The 18,039-nt window shown below is 57.8% G+C and carries 16 protein-coding genes; 7 read left to right on the forward strand and 9 right to left on the reverse strand.

The genetic code is table 11. From position 1 onward, the window contains the following. The first annotated feature begins 2 nt into the window (after positions 1-2). Entirely contained in the window at positions 3-773 is a 771-nt protein-coding gene (locus tag RB2501_RS04495; RefSeq protein WP_015753565.1) for a nitrilase family protein, read from the forward strand. On the opposite strand, the gene RB2501_RS04500 is transcribed toward RB2501_RS04495, so the two are convergent. Together RB2501_RS04500 and RB2501_RS04505 are read right to left on the reverse strand one after the other, a co-directional pair. After that, a complete protein-coding gene (locus RB2501_RS04500; protein WP_015753566.1) occupies positions 757-2,376 on the reverse strand; it encodes an Ig-like domain-containing protein in 1,620 nt (539 codons plus the stop codon). The genes RB2501_RS04495 and RB2501_RS04500 overlap by 17 nt on opposite strands. 51 nt (positions 2,377-2,427) lie before the next feature. Continuing rightward, the gene (locus RB2501_RS04505) at positions 2,428-3,003 is read right to left on the reverse strand and encodes a ComF family protein (protein ID WP_015753567.1); all 576 of its coding nucleotides are present in this window, start codon (positions 3,001-3,003) and stop codon (positions 2,428-2,430) included. A 167-nt stretch (positions 3,004-3,170) separates the two neighbouring features. Between RB2501_RS04505 and RB2501_RS04510 the strand changes: the two genes are divergently transcribed. Both RB2501_RS04510 and RB2501_RS04515 read left to right on the forward strand, forming a co-directional pair. Further along, positions 3,171-4,067 (forward strand): hypothetical protein, encoded by an 897-nt coding sequence (locus RB2501_RS04510; protein WP_015753568.1) that lies wholly within the window; start codon positions 3,171-3,173, stop codon positions 4,065-4,067. A gap of 39 nt (positions 4,068-4,106) precedes the next feature. Beyond that, entirely contained in the window at positions 4,107-5,657 is a 1,551-nt protein-coding gene (locus tag RB2501_RS04515; RefSeq protein WP_015753569.1) for a glycine--tRNA ligase, read from the forward strand. A gap of 29 nt (positions 5,658-5,686) precedes the next feature. On the opposite strand, the gene RB2501_RS04520 is transcribed toward RB2501_RS04515, so the two are convergent. Continuing rightward, positions 5,687-7,762, reverse strand: a complete 2,076-nt coding sequence (locus RB2501_RS04520; RefSeq protein WP_015753570.1) for a TonB-dependent receptor family protein — start codon at positions 7,760-7,762, stop codon at positions 5,687-5,689. Between the two features lie 149 nt (positions 7,763-7,911). Further along, complete coding sequence (locus RB2501_RS04525; protein ID WP_041327494.1) at positions 7,912-8,433, reverse strand: hypothetical protein; 522 nt, start codon at positions 8,431-8,433, stop codon at positions 7,912-7,914. 154 nt (positions 8,434-8,587) lie between these two features. Here RB2501_RS04525 and RB2501_RS04530 point away from each other — a divergent pair, with 154 nt between their 5' ends. Both RB2501_RS04530 and RB2501_RS04535 read left to right on the forward strand, forming a co-directional pair. Continuing rightward, positions 8,588-9,358, forward strand: a complete 771-nt coding sequence (locus tag RB2501_RS04530) for an exodeoxyribonuclease III (protein ID WP_041327495.1) — start codon at positions 8,588-8,590, stop codon at positions 9,356-9,358. A 14-nt stretch (positions 9,359-9,372) separates the two neighbouring features. Further along, a complete protein-coding gene (locus RB2501_RS04535; RefSeq protein ID WP_015753573.1) occupies positions 9,373-10,413 on the forward strand; it encodes an NADP(H)-dependent aldo-keto reductase in 1,041 nt (346 codons plus the stop codon). An 82-nt stretch (positions 10,414-10,495) separates the two neighbouring features. Here RB2501_RS04535 and radA read toward each other — a convergent pair whose 3' ends face one another. The 5 genes from radA to panC all read right to left on the reverse strand — a co-directional run bounded on the left by radA (position 10,496) and on the right by panC (position 15,273). Then, a complete protein-coding gene (gene radA, locus RB2501_RS04540; RefSeq protein WP_015753574.1) occupies positions 10,496-11,854 on the reverse strand; it encodes a DNA repair protein RadA in 1,359 nt (452 codons plus the stop codon). Positions 11,855-11,921: 67 nt separating this feature from the next. After that, positions 11,922-13,067, reverse strand: a complete 1,146-nt coding sequence (locus tag RB2501_RS04545; protein WP_015753575.1) for an alpha/beta hydrolase — start codon at positions 13,065-13,067, stop codon at positions 11,922-11,924. A gap of 25 nt (positions 13,068-13,092) precedes the next feature. After that, positions 13,093-14,058 carry a lysylphosphatidylglycerol synthase transmembrane domain-containing protein gene (locus tag RB2501_RS04550; RefSeq protein WP_015753576.1) on the reverse strand — a complete coding sequence of 322 codons (966 nt, stop codon included), beginning with the start codon at positions 14,056-14,058 and terminating at the stop codon, positions 13,093-13,095. A gap of 2 nt (positions 14,059-14,060) precedes the next feature. Then, positions 14,061-14,411, reverse strand: a complete 351-nt coding sequence (panD, locus tag RB2501_RS04555) for an aspartate 1-decarboxylase (RefSeq protein WP_015753577.1) — start codon at positions 14,409-14,411, stop codon at positions 14,061-14,063. Positions 14,412-14,424: 13 nt separating this feature from the next. Continuing rightward, complete coding sequence (gene panC, locus RB2501_RS04560) at positions 14,425-15,273, reverse strand: pantoate--beta-alanine ligase (RefSeq protein WP_015753578.1); 849 nt, start codon at positions 15,271-15,273, stop codon at positions 14,425-14,427. A gap of 102 nt (positions 15,274-15,375) precedes the next feature. Here panC and RB2501_RS04565 point away from each other — a divergent pair, with 102 nt between their 5' ends. After that, complete coding sequence (locus RB2501_RS04565) at positions 15,376-16,185, forward strand: glycogen/starch synthase (RefSeq protein ID WP_015753579.1); 810 nt, start codon at positions 15,376-15,378, stop codon at positions 16,183-16,185. Between the two features lie 6 nt (positions 16,186-16,191). Next, entirely contained in the window at positions 16,192-18,000 is a 1,809-nt protein-coding gene (locus tag RB2501_RS04570) for a DUF4270 domain-containing protein (protein WP_015753580.1), read from the forward strand. Positions 18,001-18,039: the final 39 nt, after the last annotated feature.

Genomic DNA, 18,039 nt, shown 5'->3' on the forward strand with positions numbered 1-18,039 from the left:
AAATGGAATTGGACATCGCCCTGGTACAAACCTCCCTCCTCTGGGAAGACCCGCCCGGGAACCGGGCACGGCTCGGGGAGTTGCTCCTTCCCTTAAGGGGAAACACAGACCTGATTGTCCTGCCCGAAATGTTCAGCAGCGGCTTTACGATGGATCCCAGGCACATGGAGGAAGGCGAGGCGGCAAAAACCCTGGACTGGATGCGGGAAGAAGCTGCCGCAGCCGGGGCCGCCCTGTGCGGCAGTCTGGTATGGCCGCAGGAAGACCGGTTTACCAACCGGTTCATTTTCGTGGAGCCCGACGGGAAGTACCACACCTACGACAAACGCCACACGTTCACCCTCGCCGGGGAAGACAAGGTCTACGCACGGGGTACGAAAAATATCCGAATTTCCTACCGCGGGTTTGCCATCCGGCCCCAGGTGTGTTACGACCTGCGTTTCCCCGTGTGGAGCCGCAATACGGACGACTACGACATGCTGGTCTATGTAGCCAACTGGCCCGAGGCGCGCATAGCCGCCTGGGATACCCTGCTCAGGGCCCGAGCCATCGAAAACATGGCCTTTGTAATCGGGGTAAACCGGGTGGGCTCGGACCCGAACGGCCTGAGCTATGTGGGGCATTCGGCCGCTTACGATCCGCTTGGCAAGCAGCTGGCCTACTCGGAGCGTGAAGAAATCGTCAGGGTCCGGATAGACCGGGAGGAACTCGTGGCTTCCCGGAAGCAACTGCGTTTCCTGGCAGACCGGGATTCCTTTACTCCCGGATGGTGAAAGTTTCTACTTTTTCCCAGTTTGCACGCAGTTCCACTGGGGCGGGATAGTGCGCCACGCGCTCCGGCTGCCGTCGTTCCAGGTAACTGCCCGTATCCCATTCCCCATTGCCATTCGTATCAAAGACCACGCGAATCCGGTAGGTGTCCGGCCGGAGCCAGGGGAAGCTCAACTCCCCCGCTTCCTGCACCGCCCGGCTGCGGATGACATTCCCGGACCTGTCGGTAATCTCCACGAGCATCGGGTAGGCGGTGGCCCCGGCAAGCTGGAGGCGAAGCGTCCCGAATTCCGTTGGGCTGCCCATGGTATACCGGTTCACCAGCGTATCGTTCGTGTCCCCGAAAAAGTCTGTAAGCGCCCCGGGCTTTGCCCGGATGCTGTAGGTCTTTTCCCGTTGTTTTTCAAAGGCCAGGTACAGCCGGTTGTATACGGTGTCCAGCCGGGCGCTGAACGGCACGGGTACGGTGTCCTGATCTACCAGCTCCAGGCGGCTTGTATCGGTGGCCACCAAGGGAAGGTTGGATTCCAGGTACACCGAGTCCAGCGGGGTCAGCTGACCCCGCCCGGACCAGGATACCCGCAGGGAATCCCGGGGGACGTCCAGGGGTTTTACGGAAAAGGTGTCGATGCGCTCCTCCAGGCGCGGGTGGCGCAGGGTAAAGACCATGGAATCCGGTTCCCAGGGGGTAAACCAGAAATTCAGGCTGTCCTTGTCGGGTACCCGGGCAAGGAGCGTGCGCACACTGTCCGGCACGGGGGTCAGCAGCCGGAGTTCCGGGGCCTCCCCGCCCGTATAGGGGAACAGGATGCGGTTGTCTGCTGCATAGGTGGGTTTCCGGGCGCTGTAGGCCGGGGTTTCCCGAAAGAGCGTCAGCACATAGGTGGAATCCGTGGGCAGGGTGATGGTGTCTTCCACAAAGCCGATTTTATCCGCATTCGGGTTAAAGACATTGTTCTTGGCTTCGTCTCGGATGGCAAACAATTTGTACCGGCCCGCCTTGAGGTTTTCCAGGCGGAAGATTACCGCGCTGTCCAGCGTATTGGTGAGGTAGTACGGGGGTTTTTTATAAATGGTGGAATCTGTGTAGGCGCTGTCCAGTTCATAGAGCATCACGCTGATAAACGGATCCGGCTCCAGATTGTAGGCATCGCTCACCACCCCGGTCAGGCTCAGGGAGTCGATGTAATCGCCGGTGGAAAACACATAGGTGAGCAGGTTGTAGGGGTTCTGTTCGTTGTTGTCCACCACGCTTTGGCCAAAGTTCAGCGTATAGGTGGTGTTGGGCAGGAGTGTATCGGTGATCTTCACCTGCAGGTATTTGGCCGTATTCCCCAGGGGGGTAATCTCCGGCGGGTATTTCAGGGGCGGGGAGATAATCAGCTGTTTATCGAGGTCTACCACGCGGATATACTCGTCAAAATACAGCCGGATGCGTTCCGCGTCAAAATTCGTGGTGCGGTTTGGGGGGTCGGCCCGCTCCAGCACCGGGGGGGTAACGTCCTTGGGCCCGCCGCTGGGGGTGCCGCGCCGGCCGCACTGGATAAGCGCCAGGACCAGGAATAGGGCGAAAAGGGCTGCCGAAAGGCGACGGAGCATCTCCATAAACAGGGGTTATTCAGCCACAAAGAAACAACTTAATGCCGAAACGGGAAACTAGGGAACCGTGGCCAGGGCGGCGAGCAGCAGGGTTGTCCGGGATAGGGGGGCAAAGGCTTCCGCACAGGCTTCCAGTGTAGACCCCGTAGTGATTACATCGTCTACCAGCAGGATGCGGCGCCCTTCCAGCTCCTCCGGATTTCGCAGGGAGAAAGCCCCCCGGATTCCCTCCCAGCGATTCCATCGGTTCCGGGCGGTCTGTGTCCGGGAATGGGCTGTTCGGACCAGGTGTCCCTCCGAGTACCGGGCCCCCAGGTGGGCGGCAATCCGGCGGGCAAACCGGGAACATTGGTTATAGCCCCGTTGGCGTCGTTTTCTCGGGTGAAGCGGGACAGGCATGACAAAATCCAGGTTTTGCAGGGCCGGTTCCGCCCGGAGTTGCATCCCGTACCAGTCCCCGAACAGGTCCCCGAGTTGTTCCCTCCCCTGGTATTTGAGTTGGTGGATGAGTTTTTGGACGAGCCCGCCCGGGCTGTAAAACAGGAAAGCCGAGGTTTTTTCAACGGCTCTTTGTCCGAAAAATAGCCGGTCTACGGGGTTTTCGGACTGGAAATCGTACTCGGTCAGCGGCAATTCATCCCGACAAAATGCACACAGGTGGGACTCTCCCCGATATAAGTGCGCATTACATCCAAAACACCGGCAGGGTATCAGGAAGGTCTCTAGGTCATTTACTATTTTTGATACTTTGGCAAACATTTTAACCCGGTCAAACGTTAACCTACTGTAGCCCGCTCTGAATGAACCTCCAGGAGAAGACATTTAACTACAAAATCATATTCGCGGCCCTTGTGGCCGTTATTGTCGGGATCCTGATCGCGTTCTACTACAGCTATGCGCAATCCCAGACCGAAATCAACTACCTGGAACAGGAGAAAAACCTCCTGGTTAAGGACCTGACGCTCATGCAGACGGAGGTAGACCGGCTTTCCGCCCTGAACGAGGTCAATGAAATTGAGCTGTCGGACAGCCGCGCACGCGTACAGACCCTTCTGGACTCGGTGGGTCGCCTGAATTACGACATCGCCAAGCTTCGCGAATATCGCAAGGAACTCCGCAATCTGGAAGCACGTTTTGACAGCATCAAATTGCGCAACAACTACCTGCAGTATACCAACCTGCAGATAACCGAAAAATACGAGGAAACCCGGAGGCAGATCGAAGAGCTCCGCGGGCGCAGCAGCAGCCTGGCCGAAGCGGAAGCCCTCCTGCGGGAGCGAAACCGGCAACTCAGCCAGGAGCTCCGCCGCAAGAGTTACCTGGTTCTGGAAAACCCGGAAGGCAGCGGGTTCCGCCTGCGGAACAACCGTCCCATCAAAACGAACAAGGCCTCCACCATCGAGAAATTGCGGGGCTGCGTCACCATTGTGGCCGACCCGAATGCCGGGGCCGAGGAGAAAGTCCTCTACTTCCAGTTCCTGGGGCCGGACATGGGGGTTATTGAAGACAACGCCAATATCGTTTCCGTCAACGGGAATATCTACAGCAAGCGGGTGGAGCTGATTTATGTGGGGGAGGAATTGAATGTTTGCGACTTCATCACCGTGCCCGAGGGGTCCCTTCGGGAGGGCATCTACACCCTCAATGTCTTTGAAGACGAGAAACTGCTCAGCACTACCGAATTTCAGCTGAAGTAATTCGGCCGCATTTTCCCCTGAATATTCTATTTTTGCCCAATGGCAAAACAAGAAGACGACTTTAAACGGGTCATTTCCCATGCCAAGGAGTATGGGTACGTGGTCCAGTCGAGTGAAATATACGACGGGCTCAGCGCCGTATACGACTATGCGCAGAACGGGGCCGAACTCAAGAAGAACATCCGGGAATACTGGTGGCGGGCCATGGTGCAGCTGCACGAGAATATCGTGGGCATCGACGCGGCCATCTTTATGCACCCCACTACCTGGAAGGCCTCCGGGCACGTGGATGCGTTCAATGACCCGCTCATAGACAACAAGGATTCCAAGAAACGCTACCGGGCCGATGTCCTGATCGAAGATTATGTGGCCAAACTGGAAGCGAAAGTGGAAAAGGAGGTGGATAAGGCCGCCAAACGGTTTGGAGACGCCTTCGACCGGGAACAATTCGTCTCCACGCACCCCCGGGTAGTGAAGTACCTGGAACAGGCCGATACGATAATCAAGCGGATGGCGCGTTCCCTGGAGCAGGAAGACCTGGCGGATGTAAAAGCGCTGATCGAGGAACTCGAAATCACCTGCCCGGTATCCGGCTCCCGCAACTGGACGGACGTCAAGCAGTTCAACCTGATGTTTGGCACAAAGCTCGGGGCCAGCGCGGATTCCGCCATGGACCTGTACCTCCGCCCGGAAACCGCGCAGGGGATTTTTGTCAATTTCCTGAATGTCCAGAAATCCGGGCGGATGAAAATTCCCTTCGGGATCGCCCAGGTGGGGAAGGCCTTCCGAAATGAAATCGTCGCCCGGCAGTTTATCTTCCGCATGCGGGAATTCGAACAGATGGAGATGCAATTCTTTATCCGGCCGGGCGAGCAGAAGAAATGGTACGAGCACTGGAAGGCGGCCCGGATGCAGTGGCACCTTTCCCTGGGGCTGGGTGAGGAGAATTACCGCTTCCACGATCACGAGAAACTGGCCCACTACGCCGACGCGGCCGCCGATATCGAATTCCGGTTCCCCTTTGGTTTCAAGGAGCTCGAAGGGATCCACTCCCGCACGGATTTTGACCTGGCCAACCACGAAAAATATTCGGGAAAGAAGCTCCAGTACTTTGATCCGGAGCTGAACGAACACTATACGCCCTACGTGGTGGAAACCTCCATCGGCCTGGACCGGATGTTCCTGGCCGTATTTTCGCACTGCCTCCAGGAGGAAGACCTCGGGGACGGGAATACGCGGACGGTCTTGAGGCTCCCGGGGGTGTTGGCGCCAACCAAGGCGGCCATCCTGCCGTTGATCAAACGGGACGGCCTGCCGGAACTCGCCCGGGAAATCCTGGACGATCTGAAATGGGATTTCAACGTGCAATACGACGAAAAGGATGCGGTTGGGCGGCGCTATCGGCGCCAGGACGCCGCCGGCACGCCCATTTGCATCACGGTAGACCACCAGTCGCTCGAAGACCGGACGGTCACGCTCCGGCACCGCGACTCCATGGAACAGGAGCGCGTGCCCATCGACCAACTCGGATCGCTTATCGGGCGGGAAGTAGATATGAAGGAGTGGCTCCGGAAGCTATCCGGGGCATAGGGCGCTGAAAACCCGGGGTTGCACATAATTCACAAACTGGCGGCGAGCAATATCCCCATATAGTAGTTGCGGTCGTTCCCGGGGTAGTAGTAGCGGGGGTCGGACCCCCCGAAGCCCGTGGCGTTGATCAGGACGGAACTCGCATAGCGGGTGTTGGTCAGGTTGTTCACCCCGAATTCCAGGCCCGCCCGGATTTGCCGCCCCAGGGGCAGCGTGTACCCCGTCTGCAAATTGACCAGCCCATAGGGATCGCTGAAAAGCGAATTGCTATCCGTCAGCGGGATGGGATCCACATACTGGTAGCTCCCGTTTACATACCAGCCGGCATCCCCGGCCAGACGCACCCCGGCGTATACCCGGTTTCTGGGGACCCCCGTCAGGCGGTTTCCCGAATAATCCTCATCCTGGTCCGTAAAATCCCGGAAATTATGCGCATTCAGCGTGTAGGAAAGAAAAGGGGTTACCGAGTAGCCGGCCCCCGGTCGGACACGGTACTCCCAACTCACTTCCAGGCCGTTGTGGCGGGTACTCCCCGCATTCCTCCCAATGTACTGGTCCTGGCCCACGCGCTGTGCAACCAGCAGGTCCCGGATGTCCATCGTATAGGCGGCCGCCGTTAGCTGCATCCGCGTATCCCGGGAGGCCCAATGCACCCCCGCTTCGTAATTCCACCCCTTTTCCTGCCCGATATCCGGGTTGATCCGGCCTTCCGGGCTGAGGGATTCCTCCAGGCTCGGATTGCTGAAGCCCCGGCTCACGTTCAGGTAGGTGAAGAACGCCTCCCGCCACGAATACCTGAGGTCCAAACTGGGCAGCAATACGGGGTCGAAGTCGCGGGCAGCCGAACGGTTGTCGGGACCCTCCCCGGACAGGTCCCGGAAATCGTAGCGCGTATCGTTCAGGCCCAGGCCCACCCGGATCCCCAGGGCCCCGGTAGCCTGCCAGTCCAGGCTGCCGAACAGGAAGTCCTGACGGCGGAATTCCTTGTTGTCGCTGAGTTGCTCGCCCTGCAGGCTGCCCTGCCCGTTGTTTTCCTCATAGCGGTTTTCGTAGGTCCCCCAGGAGTACTCGTCCCGGTAGAGTTCCCCCCCGATGCGCGCCCGAACCGGCCCCCCGCCCAGGCGGAAACCCGTCTCAAGGACAGACCGCAGCCCAAACCCAAAGGTGAATTCGTCCAGGATGTTGAATGGCCGGGGCTCGTAGTGGTCCAGGTAGCTGAAGAATACGCTGGTGGTCAGCGAAGTCCCGGAGCCCAGGCCGATCCGGTCGGACAGCCCCAAAAGCGTGTATTTATTGGCTTCGTAACCTTTGGCCTGGGCCCAGGTAAATGCGGCCCTGGTGGGATTCGTCTCGTAATCCGACCGATTCAGGGAACTGGGGATTTCAGCGGTGTAATCGATGTAATTGGCCAGCAGGTTCAACCGGTGCCGTTCCCCGGCGTCGAATCCCAGGTTGAGCAGCAGGCCGTCCCGCTCAAAAGCGTTGTTTTCCCGATAGCCCTGGGTGGTCAGCCGGTTGTAGCGGACCTCGGCCCGCAGCGTACTGTCGGCATGGGTCAGGGCCAGGTTGGTCTTAAAGAGCCCGTAGGACCCCGCACTTGTCCGGCTTCTGAGGTGGGTACCCGGTTGGCCGGCCGGGTCGGACTGCAACAGGATGGCCCCCCCGAGGGCTCCCCCGTAGGCAGCCGATTTGGGCCCTTTGACTACCCGGATACTGCTGAGGTTTTCCAGGTCGAAGGCTTCCAGGGCCGATACACCCGTGCCGTTGGTGACGGGGATCTCGTTGAAATACATCCGGAGTTTATCCGTGCCGAACGGGGTGCGTGCCCCGACCCCCCGGATGGTGATCCGGTTTGTGTTGAGTGCCCCGGAGAGGAAATACAGGCCCGGAACCTGGTTGAGGGTTCCCGCAAAGTCCACCGGGTTCTGCTGCCGGATGGCACGGGAGGTGACAATTTCGGAAGGAACCAGCCCCAGGGGGGAGGCGGCGGTTCGCTCTACCTGCAGGATCACCTCGTTCAGGCCGATAACCGAATCCCGGGGCTGGTCCTGGCTGCAAAGGGAATAAAAGGAAAGGAGGAGCAGGAGGGTGGCGCGGGTTTTCATCTTCGGGGTTAAGTCCCAAAGATACGCCTGCGGCTACTTTCGGCAAAATTTGCGGGGGCAGGCCTCCTGGCCGAAAGCGGCAGGCTTCCCGGCGGAAAGCGGCAGGCTTCCCGGAAAAATTAAATTCACCGGGTCATTGGCATTCCGGGCTAAAAGCGCACCCCGATATTGAGCCCTGCCCGGAAGATAAAGTCTTCCTGGTAAGGTTCCGGGTTCAGGCTCCGTCCCACCCCGCCGTACAATTCCAGGGTAAACCGCTGGGAACGCGTGGTCCACTTGCTGCCGGCCCCAAGGCCCAGGGCAAACCCGTTATAGCGTTCGGCAACCCGGGTCCCGGGGGCGGAGGCAATTTCTTCCTCCCCTTTGTAATAGAGGCCAAAAGCTTCCGCAAAGAAACCGGATCTTGGGGCGTAACCGAAATAGGCCCGCAGGTTCGGGCCGATCCCGAAGTTCCCGTTGTAGTCGTACCGGTCGTTGTCCCAGTAAACGGTGCCCCCCAGGCTCACATCGTCGCCCAGGAAGCGTTCATAGGATAGCTCGGCGGCCCCGGTGGCCAGGAACAGGCCGGCGTTCAACTTCAGTTCGTGGTCCGGACCGAAGGGCGGGTAGGCCTGGGCGGCCAGGCTGCCGGCACCCAGCAGCAACATGAGGAGTAACAGCGGTTGTTTCATCCTTTTTCGGGGGTACAGATCAAAGAGTATTCCATTTTTCAGGGCGAAAGCGAAATTTCGGTGCGAGACCATTAAAACTACATATTTCCAATGGAACGGAGGAAGGTTTCCGCCCTTGGCCGCCAATGCCTATTTTTGCACGAAAATCAACCGGTTGAAAATTGCATCTTATAATGTGAACGGTATCCGGGCGGCCATCCGGAAGGGGTTTCTGGATTGGCTCGTACTGGCCGGGCCGGATGTCATCTGCCTGCAGGAAACCAAGGCGATGAAGGAACAACTGGACCTGGAAGCCTTTGAGAAGGCCGGGTATCCGTATCACTACTGGTTTAGCGCCGAAAAGAAAGGGTATAGCGGGGTGGCCATCCTCTCCCGCCAGCGACCCGACCATGTGGCCTACGGCACGGGGATCGGCTATATGGACGCTGAGGGGAGGAATATCCGTGCAGACTTCGGCGGGGTTTCCATTATGAGCCTCTACCTGCCTTCCGGCACGAATATCGCCCGCCTGGACCACAAGCTGCAATACATGGCGGATTTCCAGGCGTACGTGGACAGCCTGAAGCGTGAAATCCCGGAACTGGTTATTTGCGGCGATTACAACATTTGCCATCGGCCCATCGATATCCACGACCCGGTACGCAACAAGAACGTGTCCGGGTTCCTGCCTGTGGAACGGGAATGGATCGGGAATTTTATCGACAGCGGGTTTATCGACAGCTTCCGGCATTTCAATCCGGATCCCCACCATTATACCTGGTGGACCTACCGGGCCGGGGCGCGGGCCAAAAACAAAGGTTGGCGCCTGGATTACGGGATGGTCAGCCGGCCGCTGGAAGACCGGCTCGCCCGCTCGGTGATCCTGCCGGAAGCCCGCCACAGCGACCATTGCCCCATTATGCTTGAACTCAGCGAATCATACTGAAATACCTGAATCCTATGGAATACACCCACCTGCCGCATACCGACATCGAAGTAAGTAAAATTTGCCTCGGCACCATGACATGGGGCCGGCAGAATACGGAATCGGAGGGCCATGCCCAGATGGATTATGCGCTGGATCGGGGCGTCAATTTCTTTGATACTGCCGAATTGTATCCCGTTCCAGCCCATAAGGACTACCATTCCCATACGGAGATGATCATTGGCAACTGGTTTTCAAAAACCGGCAACCGGGACCAGGTGGTCCTGGCTACCAAGATTGCGGGGCCTGCGGCTTTCACAAAATTTATCCGGACCACCGGGTTCAGCCCGGAATCCATCCGGGAGGCCGTAGACGGGAGCCTGAAGCGCCTGAAGACGGATTATATTGACCTTTACCAGTTGCACTGGCCGGAGCGCAGCACGAACTACTTTGGAAAACGCGGTTACTTCCCGGACTACAAGGATCACTGGGAAGACAATATTCACCTGGTCCTCGTTACACTGGCCGATTTGGTGCGGCAAGGGAAGATCCGCCATGTTGGGTTGTCGAATGAAACGCCCTGGGGGGTCATGCGTTACCTGGAGGAGGCCAAGGTCCACCACAACCTGCCGCGGATGATTAGCATCCAGAATCCGTACAGCCTGCTCAACCGGCTGTTCGAAGTGGGGCTGGCTGAAATCTCCCACCGTTCGGACATCGGCCTGCTGGCGTATTCGCCCCTCGGGTTCGGGACGCTGAGCGGGAAATACCTGGATGGGGAACCGCCCGAAAACTCACGGATTGCCCTGTTCCCGAATTACGACCGGTACAGCGGGGAAACGGCGGTAGAAGCCACCCGGGCCTACAGGGATATTGCCTCCTCTTTCGGCCTCAGCCTCGCCCAGATGGCATTGGCATTCGTCAACAGCCGACCCTTCCTGACCAGCAACATCATTGGAGCTACATCCCTGGAACAGTTAAAGGAGAACATCGACAGCATCGATATCCGCCTGTCGGAAGAAATTTTGGAGGCCATCGAGGAGGTGCACCAGCGGTTCCCGAACCCGGCGCCCTAGGGACGGGCGGCCCGGGAGCCAATGGCTTTGCGGCCGGGTGTGCAAGGCCGGAAGGGGCGTCAGGCCCCCGCATTTTAGAGGGTTAATCGAAAAGCGCCCGGACGAGTTCTTCTACCTTGGCCACTTTCCGCACGTCGATCCCCGGTGTTTTCAGGGAGATCTTGGCGTTGGCGGACACATAGATGGTCTCGAAACCGAGCTTGGAAGCCTCCCCCACGCGCTGGTCAATCCGGGGCACCGGCCGGATCTCGCCGGCCAGGCCGATTTCCCCCGCAAAACACACCCCTTTGGGCACCGGGATGTCTGCGTTGCTCGATAGGATAGCCGCCAGCACGGCCAGGTCGATGGCCGGGTCGTCTACCTGTATCCCCCCGGTGATATTCAGAAAGACATCCTTGGCTGCCAGCTTGAAGCCGGCTCGTTTTTCCAGGACCGCCAGGAGCATGTTCAGCCTCTTGGCCGGGAACCCGGTGGCCGAACGCTGGGGTGTGCCGTAGACCGCTGTACTGACCAGAGCCTGGATTTCGATCAGCAGCGGCCGGAGCCCTTCGACGGTAGCCGCCACGGCCGTGCCGCTCAGGGATTCGCCGGATCGGGAAATCAGGATTTCCGACGGGTTCACCACCCCGTGCAGTCCGTCGCCCTTCATTTCATAGATTCCCAGTTCGGAAGTGTTTCCAAACCGGTTTTTCAGGGCGCGCACAATGCGGAACAGGTGGTTTCGGTCCCCTTCGAATTGCAATACGGTGTCCACCATGTGCTCGAGGATCTTCGGCCCCGCGATGCTGCCTTCTTTGGTGATGTGGCCAATCAGGATCACAGGCGTATGGGATTCCTTGGCAAATTTGATCAGTTCGGCTGTGCACTCCCGGATCTGGGAGACACTGCCCGCTCCGGCCTCCAGGTAATCGGAATGCAGGGTCTGTATGGAATCGACAATCACCAGCTCGGGCTCCAGGGCGGTAATTTGTTTGAAGATCCGGTTGGTATTCGTCTCGGTGAGGATATAGCAGGAATCCGCATCGGGCCGGATGCGTTGTGCGCGCATGGCTATTTGCCGCTGGCTTTCCTCCCCGGAGACATACAGGGTGCGCAGGGCGACCTTCAGGGCCATTTGCAGCATCAGCGTGCTCTTGCCGATCCCGGGTTCTCCCCCAATCAGCGTGAGGGAGCCGGGCACCAGGCCGCCCCCGAGTACCCGGTCGAGTTCCGGGTCGCCGCTGGAAAGCCGCATTTCCCGGTCGGTGGGGATTTCGCCAAGGCGTACGGGTTTTGAACTACGCGCCGGGGCCTCGGACGATTTCCAGTCCCGGGTGTCGGGCTTCTGGAGCAATTCTTCCGCGAGGGTATTCCACTCTTTGCACGAATTGCACTGCCCGGACCACTTGGGGAACTGGGCGCCGCAATTCTGGCAGAAATAGGCTGTTTTGGTCTTGGCCATCCGGGTTGGGTATGGGGCTAAAGATAGACCCCCCCGACGGAATTTCCAAGGTAGGCGACCAGGCGGTTCAGAAGCCGAAATCGGCCTTGAGCGCGTCCATTTTTTCCAGGGCCATCTCCTTGGTGAGGAAATCTATTTCCTCCATCCCAAAGGATTTTTCAAAGGTGCGCAGGGCTTTTTTCGGTTCCCCCATCTGTTCGTAGTATTCCCCTTCAAAGTAGAAGCCGAGCATCGTCTGCGGGAACTGCTCCTTGCAGATATCCGACAGCGGTTTGAGGGATTCGTAATCCTGTTTTTTGCGGATGCCGGCGTACACGGCCAGGACGTCGTTCAGGGCAACTGGCTGCCGGAAGCCGAAGAGGTCCTCGATGGTCTGGTACTTGTTGTTCAGGTAGTCGATGACCGGGTCGGTCGAAGCGAGGATCTGCTCCCGGTATTCCTTTGGGCTGATGGGGCGGAAGATGCTGAATGTCCGGTCCCAGGCCTTGCCAATCCCGTAGGTAGCGATGGAAACCTCGTCGGCAGTGTCGTATTTGTCGTAGTAATAGGAGAGTCCGTCGCGCTGTACCTGCTGCATGTTGCTGTTGAGCAGGTCCACCGCCGAATTGTCGCCCTCGGAGATCCCCTCGGAGATCAGGTGGTAGAAAATGGGTTGTTCGATCTCGCTTAGCCGGGCGGGTACCCGCGATTCCATTTCCGGGGCCAGCAGGGGGGAGATGCTGATGTACGCGTCGAACAGGGACGCTTCTTTAAAGAGGTAGAAATTCCCGAAGTTGGCCGTGATATCGTACCCCACAAACATCTTGAACGGGGCCAGGTTATAGGCGCTGTTCATATACGGTATAATCTCCAGCCCGAGGAATTCGTAAAACAGCTTGCCTTTTTCGGAGGGCAACCCGGAGGTTTCCTCAAAGGCGCAGTCGTACCAGCGCAGGTCGTCGTCCTCCTGGTCGATGCCCACGATAAGCGCTTCGGGCATCCCCTGGTACTTGCTGTAGTAGCGGGCGGTTGCCACTACCTGGTCGAACAGGCGTTCCGCGTCGAGGACGATGACCAGCGGATAGGACTTTTCCGGCGTATAGTCCTCCGGGATGTAATAGGATACCCCCCGGCGTTCCTGGAGTTTAAAGGATTCGAAGATTTCTTTTTTGACCTGGGCGGCACATGGCGCCAGCGTGGCGATGGCCAGCAGGGTCAGGAGCAGGCGTTTCATGAAGTTCGGTTTTTGGCTGGGGGGATTATTTACCCCTGTTCCATAACGGCAGCAGCAGGAAAGATATTGCACCGAATAGCACCACCATGAGGGTCTGTGCAATCCAGATGATCCAGCCAAAGGCATCGGCGGAATTGGCGCTGATGCCGAAAAGCATCAGGGCCTGTGCCACGGCAATCGGGTAGAGCCCGAGGCCGCCTGGGGTGGCGGTCATCGCAAAGGCCCCGGCTATAAAAGCCACCAACAGCTCCCAGAAATTCAGGGAAAGCGTTTCCGGAACGGTGTATTTGATGATCCAGAACATGCCGATATAAGCCGCCCAGATAAACAACGTATGCCCCAGGAAGGCCCACTTTCGCTTCATTCGGAAGATGCTCATCACCCCTTCCAGCAAACCGCGGACGAAGCCCCGCATTTTCTGTGCAAAAGCCCATTTGGATTTCCTAAGGAAGGCGCGGAAAACAAACAACCCGACGATGCCTCCGCCCAAAAGCAGGGCGCTTGCGGTGAGCCCGAGGCCGTTTTCGCTCAGGTAGCCCATGATGATGTCTGTTTGGGAAGCGAGGGCCAGCAGGATGATCAGCAGGAGCATGAGCAGGTCGATGACCCGTTCGGTGACAATGGTGCCGAAGCCTTTCTGGAAGGGGACCCCTTCATAGGTTGCCAGGGCGGTTGCCCGCAGGAATTCCCCGGAACGCGGGATGCCCAGGTTGGCCAGGTAGGCCATCAGGATAATCAGGATGTTGTTCCGCAACCGGGGGGAATACCCGATGGGCTCCAGGAGGTAATTCCAGCGGATGGCCCGCGAGATGTGGCTCAGAATGCCGATCAGGATGGACATCCCCACCCAGAACAGGTCGGCCTCGCGGATATACCGGACAATTTCCCGCCGGTCCGCCGGGGAAGTCATGTTGTAGGAATACCAAATAAGGAATACGCCCAGTGCGATGGGCAGGATAACCTTGAGCGCTTTTTTTACCGAAGCGTCCAAGGTCAGTTGAGCAGGTTCGTCTCCTCGTTGGGGAATACCAGGGCGGGATTGAAGGCCTTTGCGGACTCCACATCCATCCAGGCGTAGGTGATCAGGATGAGGATGTCCCCGACCGCCACCTTGCGCGCAGCCGCGCCGTTCAGGGTCAGTTCGCCGCTGCCCCTCGGGCCGGGGATGGCGTAGGTTTCCAGGCGTTCGCCATTGTTGTTGTTTACAATCTGGACTTTTTCACCCTGGATAATGTTTGCCGCGTCCATAAGATCCTCGTCGATGGTGATCGACCCGATATAATTCAGGTCGGCGCCCGTGACGCGGACCCGGTGAATCTTAGACTTGACTACTTCTATTTGCATGGGGCAAAGATACTTAATTCAGGGCGAGGTTGTCGATGAGCCGCACTCCTCCGAGGTAGGCCGCCAAAAACGCCCGGTACTTTTTATTCCTGTTTTTCCGCTGCACGGGCTTCAGGCTCCGGGCATCGGCAATTTCAATATATTCCAGTTCAAAATCGGGATGGGCTGCAAATGCCTCCTCCACGTACTGCTTGACTTTCAGTGCACTTTTCGTGCCAAAACGCTTTTTGGCTTCCTGCAGGGTTTTGTGGATAAATGCGGCCTCTTCCCTGAGTCGTTTTGTCAGTCTCCCGTTCCGGGAACTCATCGCCAGGCCGTCCGCTTCGCGGATGATCGGGCACCCGATGATTTCTACCGGGAGCCGGGTGGATTCCACCAGTTTCCGGATAACCTGCAACTGCTGGTAGTCTTTTTCCCCAAAATAGGCCCGGTGCGGGGAGATGAGCCGCAACAAAGCTTCCACTATGGTCCCCACGCCGTCAAAATGACCGTCCCGGAAGGCGCCTTCCATCACCTGGTCGAGCCCCCGGAAGTTGTATTTCCTGGAAACCACCGAATCCCCGTACATTTCGGATACTGCAGGGGCAAAAACGTGCAAATCCCCGGAAATGTCCCGTAGCTTGTCCAGGTCGCTTTCCAGGGTGCGGGGATACTTGTCCAGGTCTTCCGGGTTGTTGAACTGGGTGGGGTTGACGAAAATACTCACGATCACCACGTCGTTTTCGTCCAGTGCGCGGCGGACGATTTCGAGGTGGCCCCGGTGCAGGGCACCCATTGTGGGCACCAGGCCGAGGGTCTTTCCCGATTCCCGGACGGACAGAGCGAATTCCCGGATCTCCGATTTGGTTTTCAAGGGCTTCATTGGCGTGGAAAACAGCGTGCAAACTTACTATAATTACGGGTATTCTGCATAAATTTTGTAATTTTGCAGCTACGTTTTCACTCGAAACAAAATTCCGCCTCTATGAATGGAAAAAAGATATTGTTCGTATCTTCTGAATTAGTACCCTACCTACCCGAGAACGAAGTATCCCTGATGTCCTATGAAGCGCCCCGGATGGTGAACAGCAATGGCGGACAGATACGGATCTTCATGCCCAGATACGGAAATATCAACGAGCGCAGGCACCAGCTGCACGAAGTTATCCGCCTTTCCGGGATGAACCTCGTGATCAACGATATGGATATGCCGCTGATCATCAAGGTGGCCTCCATACCCAAGGAGCGCATCCAGGTCTATTTTATCGATAACGAGGAGTATTTTAAGCGGAAAGCGACCTTTACGGACGAAAACGGGGAACTTTTCCCGGACAACGACGAGCGGGCCATCTTTTTTGCCAAAGGCGTGGTGGAAACGGTCAAGAAACTGAATTGGGCCCCGGATATCATCCACGTTCACGGATGGATGGCTTCCCTCTTGCCCATGTACCTCCGCAAGGTATACGCCGACGAGCCGCTTTTTGCGGACAGTAAAATCGTCACGTCCATCTATGGGGTTGGATTTGACGGGCACCTGAATAAGGACCTCGGGAAGAAAATCGCCTTCGACAAGGTGGGGGATGACAACCTGAGTGGCCTGGATAACCCCACCTACAATAATTTGTTAAAAGTAGCCGTAGATCACTCCGACGCGGTTATCTTAGCCGCCGAAGATATTCCCGATGACCTGACGGAATATGTAGCCAACCTGAAGAAACCGGTATTGCCTTACGTCCCCCTGCAGGAGTTCGAAGAGGCGTATGCAAATTTTTATAATACCGAAGTTTTAAACTAAGCCTACATGAAGCGATTCGCAATTTCCGTTTTGGCGGGCGTATGCCTTGTTATAACGGCTGCATCCTGTGAAGAGGAAACGCTTACCATCGGGGAGGGCGTTATTGGGGGCGAGCCATTTGGAACGGGTACCGCTTACTACGACGTCTTTGCCTATAACCACAATATCACGGCCGTGCCCACCAACCGGTTGCCCATCTACCAGCTGGGGGTGTTCAACGATCCGGTCTATGGCCGGACGGAATCCCGGATCACTGCCCAGTTGAACCTTCCCAACAATACGGGGAACCCGACCTTTGGCATTTACTCCCAGGCTGCCGAGGACAGCGACCCGGATATCCCGCAGGAGAACGAAACGGTTACTGAGGTTCGCCTGTACCTTCCTTACTTTATCGATGGCACCGCGGATTCCGATTCGGACGGGGTGATCGACGAGCTGGACGAGGAGCCCAACGACTCCACCAACGACAGCGACGGGGACGGCATTTCCAATGCCCAGGAAACCGCTGCCGGAACGGATCCGCTGAACCCGGATACGGACGGGGACGGGACCCCGGACGGCGCCGATACGGAAACCGTGGGGAACACCTACCCGAATGTGCGGGAGTTGGACAGCATATACGGGAACCGGGACCAGCCCTTCACCTTCCGGGTAGAGCGGAATACGTTTTTCCTCAGCGACCTGGACCCGGATAGCGGGTTTCAGGAATCCCGGCCCTATTTCTCCGACCAGCAGATCAGCCCGGACTTTGTTTCCGACCTGTTGTTCGAAGGCCAGCTTACCATTTCCAACGAAGAAATCCTGATATTCAACGAGGATGACCCGGAGACCGAGGAGGATGAATCGCTCACCCTGAGCGAGCGCCTTCCCCCAGGGATCGTCGTTTACCTGGATACGCAATTTTTTCAGGAAAACATCCTGGACAAAGAAGGCGGCCCGGAACTCCTCAGCAATATCAACTTCCGGGAATTCATCCGGGGGCTCCACCTGAGCCTGACCCCGGCCGGGAACGAAGAACTGATGATGTTGCTGGACCTCACCGATGCGCGCCTTAGAATTTCCTATGAGTACGACCAGGCGGACGAGACGGAGCCTGCCGAAAGCACCTATACGCTGCGCCTGCTGACCGGCGGGGGAACCCAGGCCATTAACGGCAATGCGATCAATACCCAGCTGAGCGAGGCGTACCCGGCAGAGATCGCCGATGCGCTCGGGGCAGCGGACCCGGCTTCGCGCATTTACATCAAGGGCGGGGCCGGCACGTATGCCGAACTCGACCTGTTTGAACGGGACGGGCAGGAGAACATCATCAACCAGATCAAGCAGAACGACTGGCTGATCAATTCGGCTTACCTCGTTTTCCACGTGGACCGGGAAACCCTGGATGCCGCCGGCAACACCTACGAGCCGCCGCGGCTCTACGTCTACAATGCCGAAACAAACAGGCCCCTCTACAACCGACTGACCGAAAATAGCGTTGCGGAAAGCCCTTCAGGGGTTTTCCTGAATTACGACGGTTTCCTCGAGGAAGAAGGGGGGAAGGGCATCCGCTACCGCGTAAACATCACCGAACACATCAACAACCTCATCATCCGCGACTCGGCCAATGCCCGCCTGGGGGTTGCCAACACCCCGGACCTGCGGATTACCGGTACGGACGAGCTGATGGTGCCTGCTGAAGACGGCGGCCTGAAGGAACTTCCCGTGAGCGGCACGATCAGCCCCCTGGGGACCGTGCTCTACGGCGGGGACTCCGGCATTGGGGAAGCCAACCGGCTCCGCCTGGAAATCCATTACACGGAAATCGACCCCTGAGGATATACCAATTGCGGATAAAACCCGTTTTACAACTAG

This window comes from Robiginitalea biformata HTCC2501 (genome assembly GCF_000024125.1).
In the GTDB taxonomy this organism is placed as follows: Bacteria; Bacteroidota; Bacteroidia; order Flavobacteriales; family Flavobacteriaceae; genus Robiginitalea; species Robiginitalea biformata.

Coding starts and splice junctions, on each gene's coding strand:
- panC (WP_015753578.1), bottom strand. CDS start 15,273: ATGAAGCCCTTGAAAACCAAATCGGAGATCCGGGAATTCGCTCTGTCC.
- RB2501_RS04545 (WP_015753575.1), bottom strand. CDS start 13,067: ATGAAACGCCTGCTCCTGACCCTGCTGGCCATCGCCACGCTGGCGCCA.
- RB2501_RS04570 (WP_015753580.1), top strand. CDS start 16,192: ATGAAGCGATTCGCAATTTCCGTTTTGGCGGGCGTATGCCTTGTTATA.
- RB2501_RS04565 (WP_015753579.1), top strand. CDS start 15,376: ATGAATGGAAAAAAGATATTGTTCGTATCTTCTGAATTAGTACCCTAC.
- RB2501_RS04535 (WP_015753573.1), top strand. CDS start 9,373: ATGGAATACACCCACCTGCCGCATACCGACATCGAAGTAAGTAAAATT.
- RB2501_RS04500 (WP_015753566.1), bottom strand. CDS start 2,376: ATGGAGATGCTCCGTCGCCTTTCGGCAGCCCTTTTCGCCCTATTCCTG.
- RB2501_RS04520 (WP_015753570.1), bottom strand. CDS start 7,762: ATGAAAACCCGCGCCACCCTCCTGCTCCTCCTTTCCTTTTATTCCCTT.
- panD (WP_015753577.1), bottom strand. CDS start 14,411: ATGCAAATAGAAGTAGTCAAGTCTAAGATTCACCGGGTCCGCGTCACG.
- RB2501_RS04525 (WP_041327494.1), bottom strand. CDS start 8,433: ATGAAACAACCGCTGTTACTCCTCATGTTGCTGCTGGGTGCCGGCAGC.
- radA (WP_015753574.1), bottom strand. CDS start 11,854: ATGGCCAAGACCAAAACAGCCTATTTCTGCCAGAATTGCGGCGCCCAG.
- RB2501_RS04495 (WP_015753565.1), top strand. CDS start 3: ATGGAATTGGACATCGCCCTGGTACAAACCTCCCTCCTCTGGGAAGAC.
- RB2501_RS04510 (WP_015753568.1), top strand. CDS start 3,171: ATGAACCTCCAGGAGAAGACATTTAACTACAAAATCATATTCGCGGCC.
- RB2501_RS04515 (WP_015753569.1), top strand. CDS start 4,107: ATGGCAAAACAAGAAGACGACTTTAAACGGGTCATTTCCCATGCCAAG.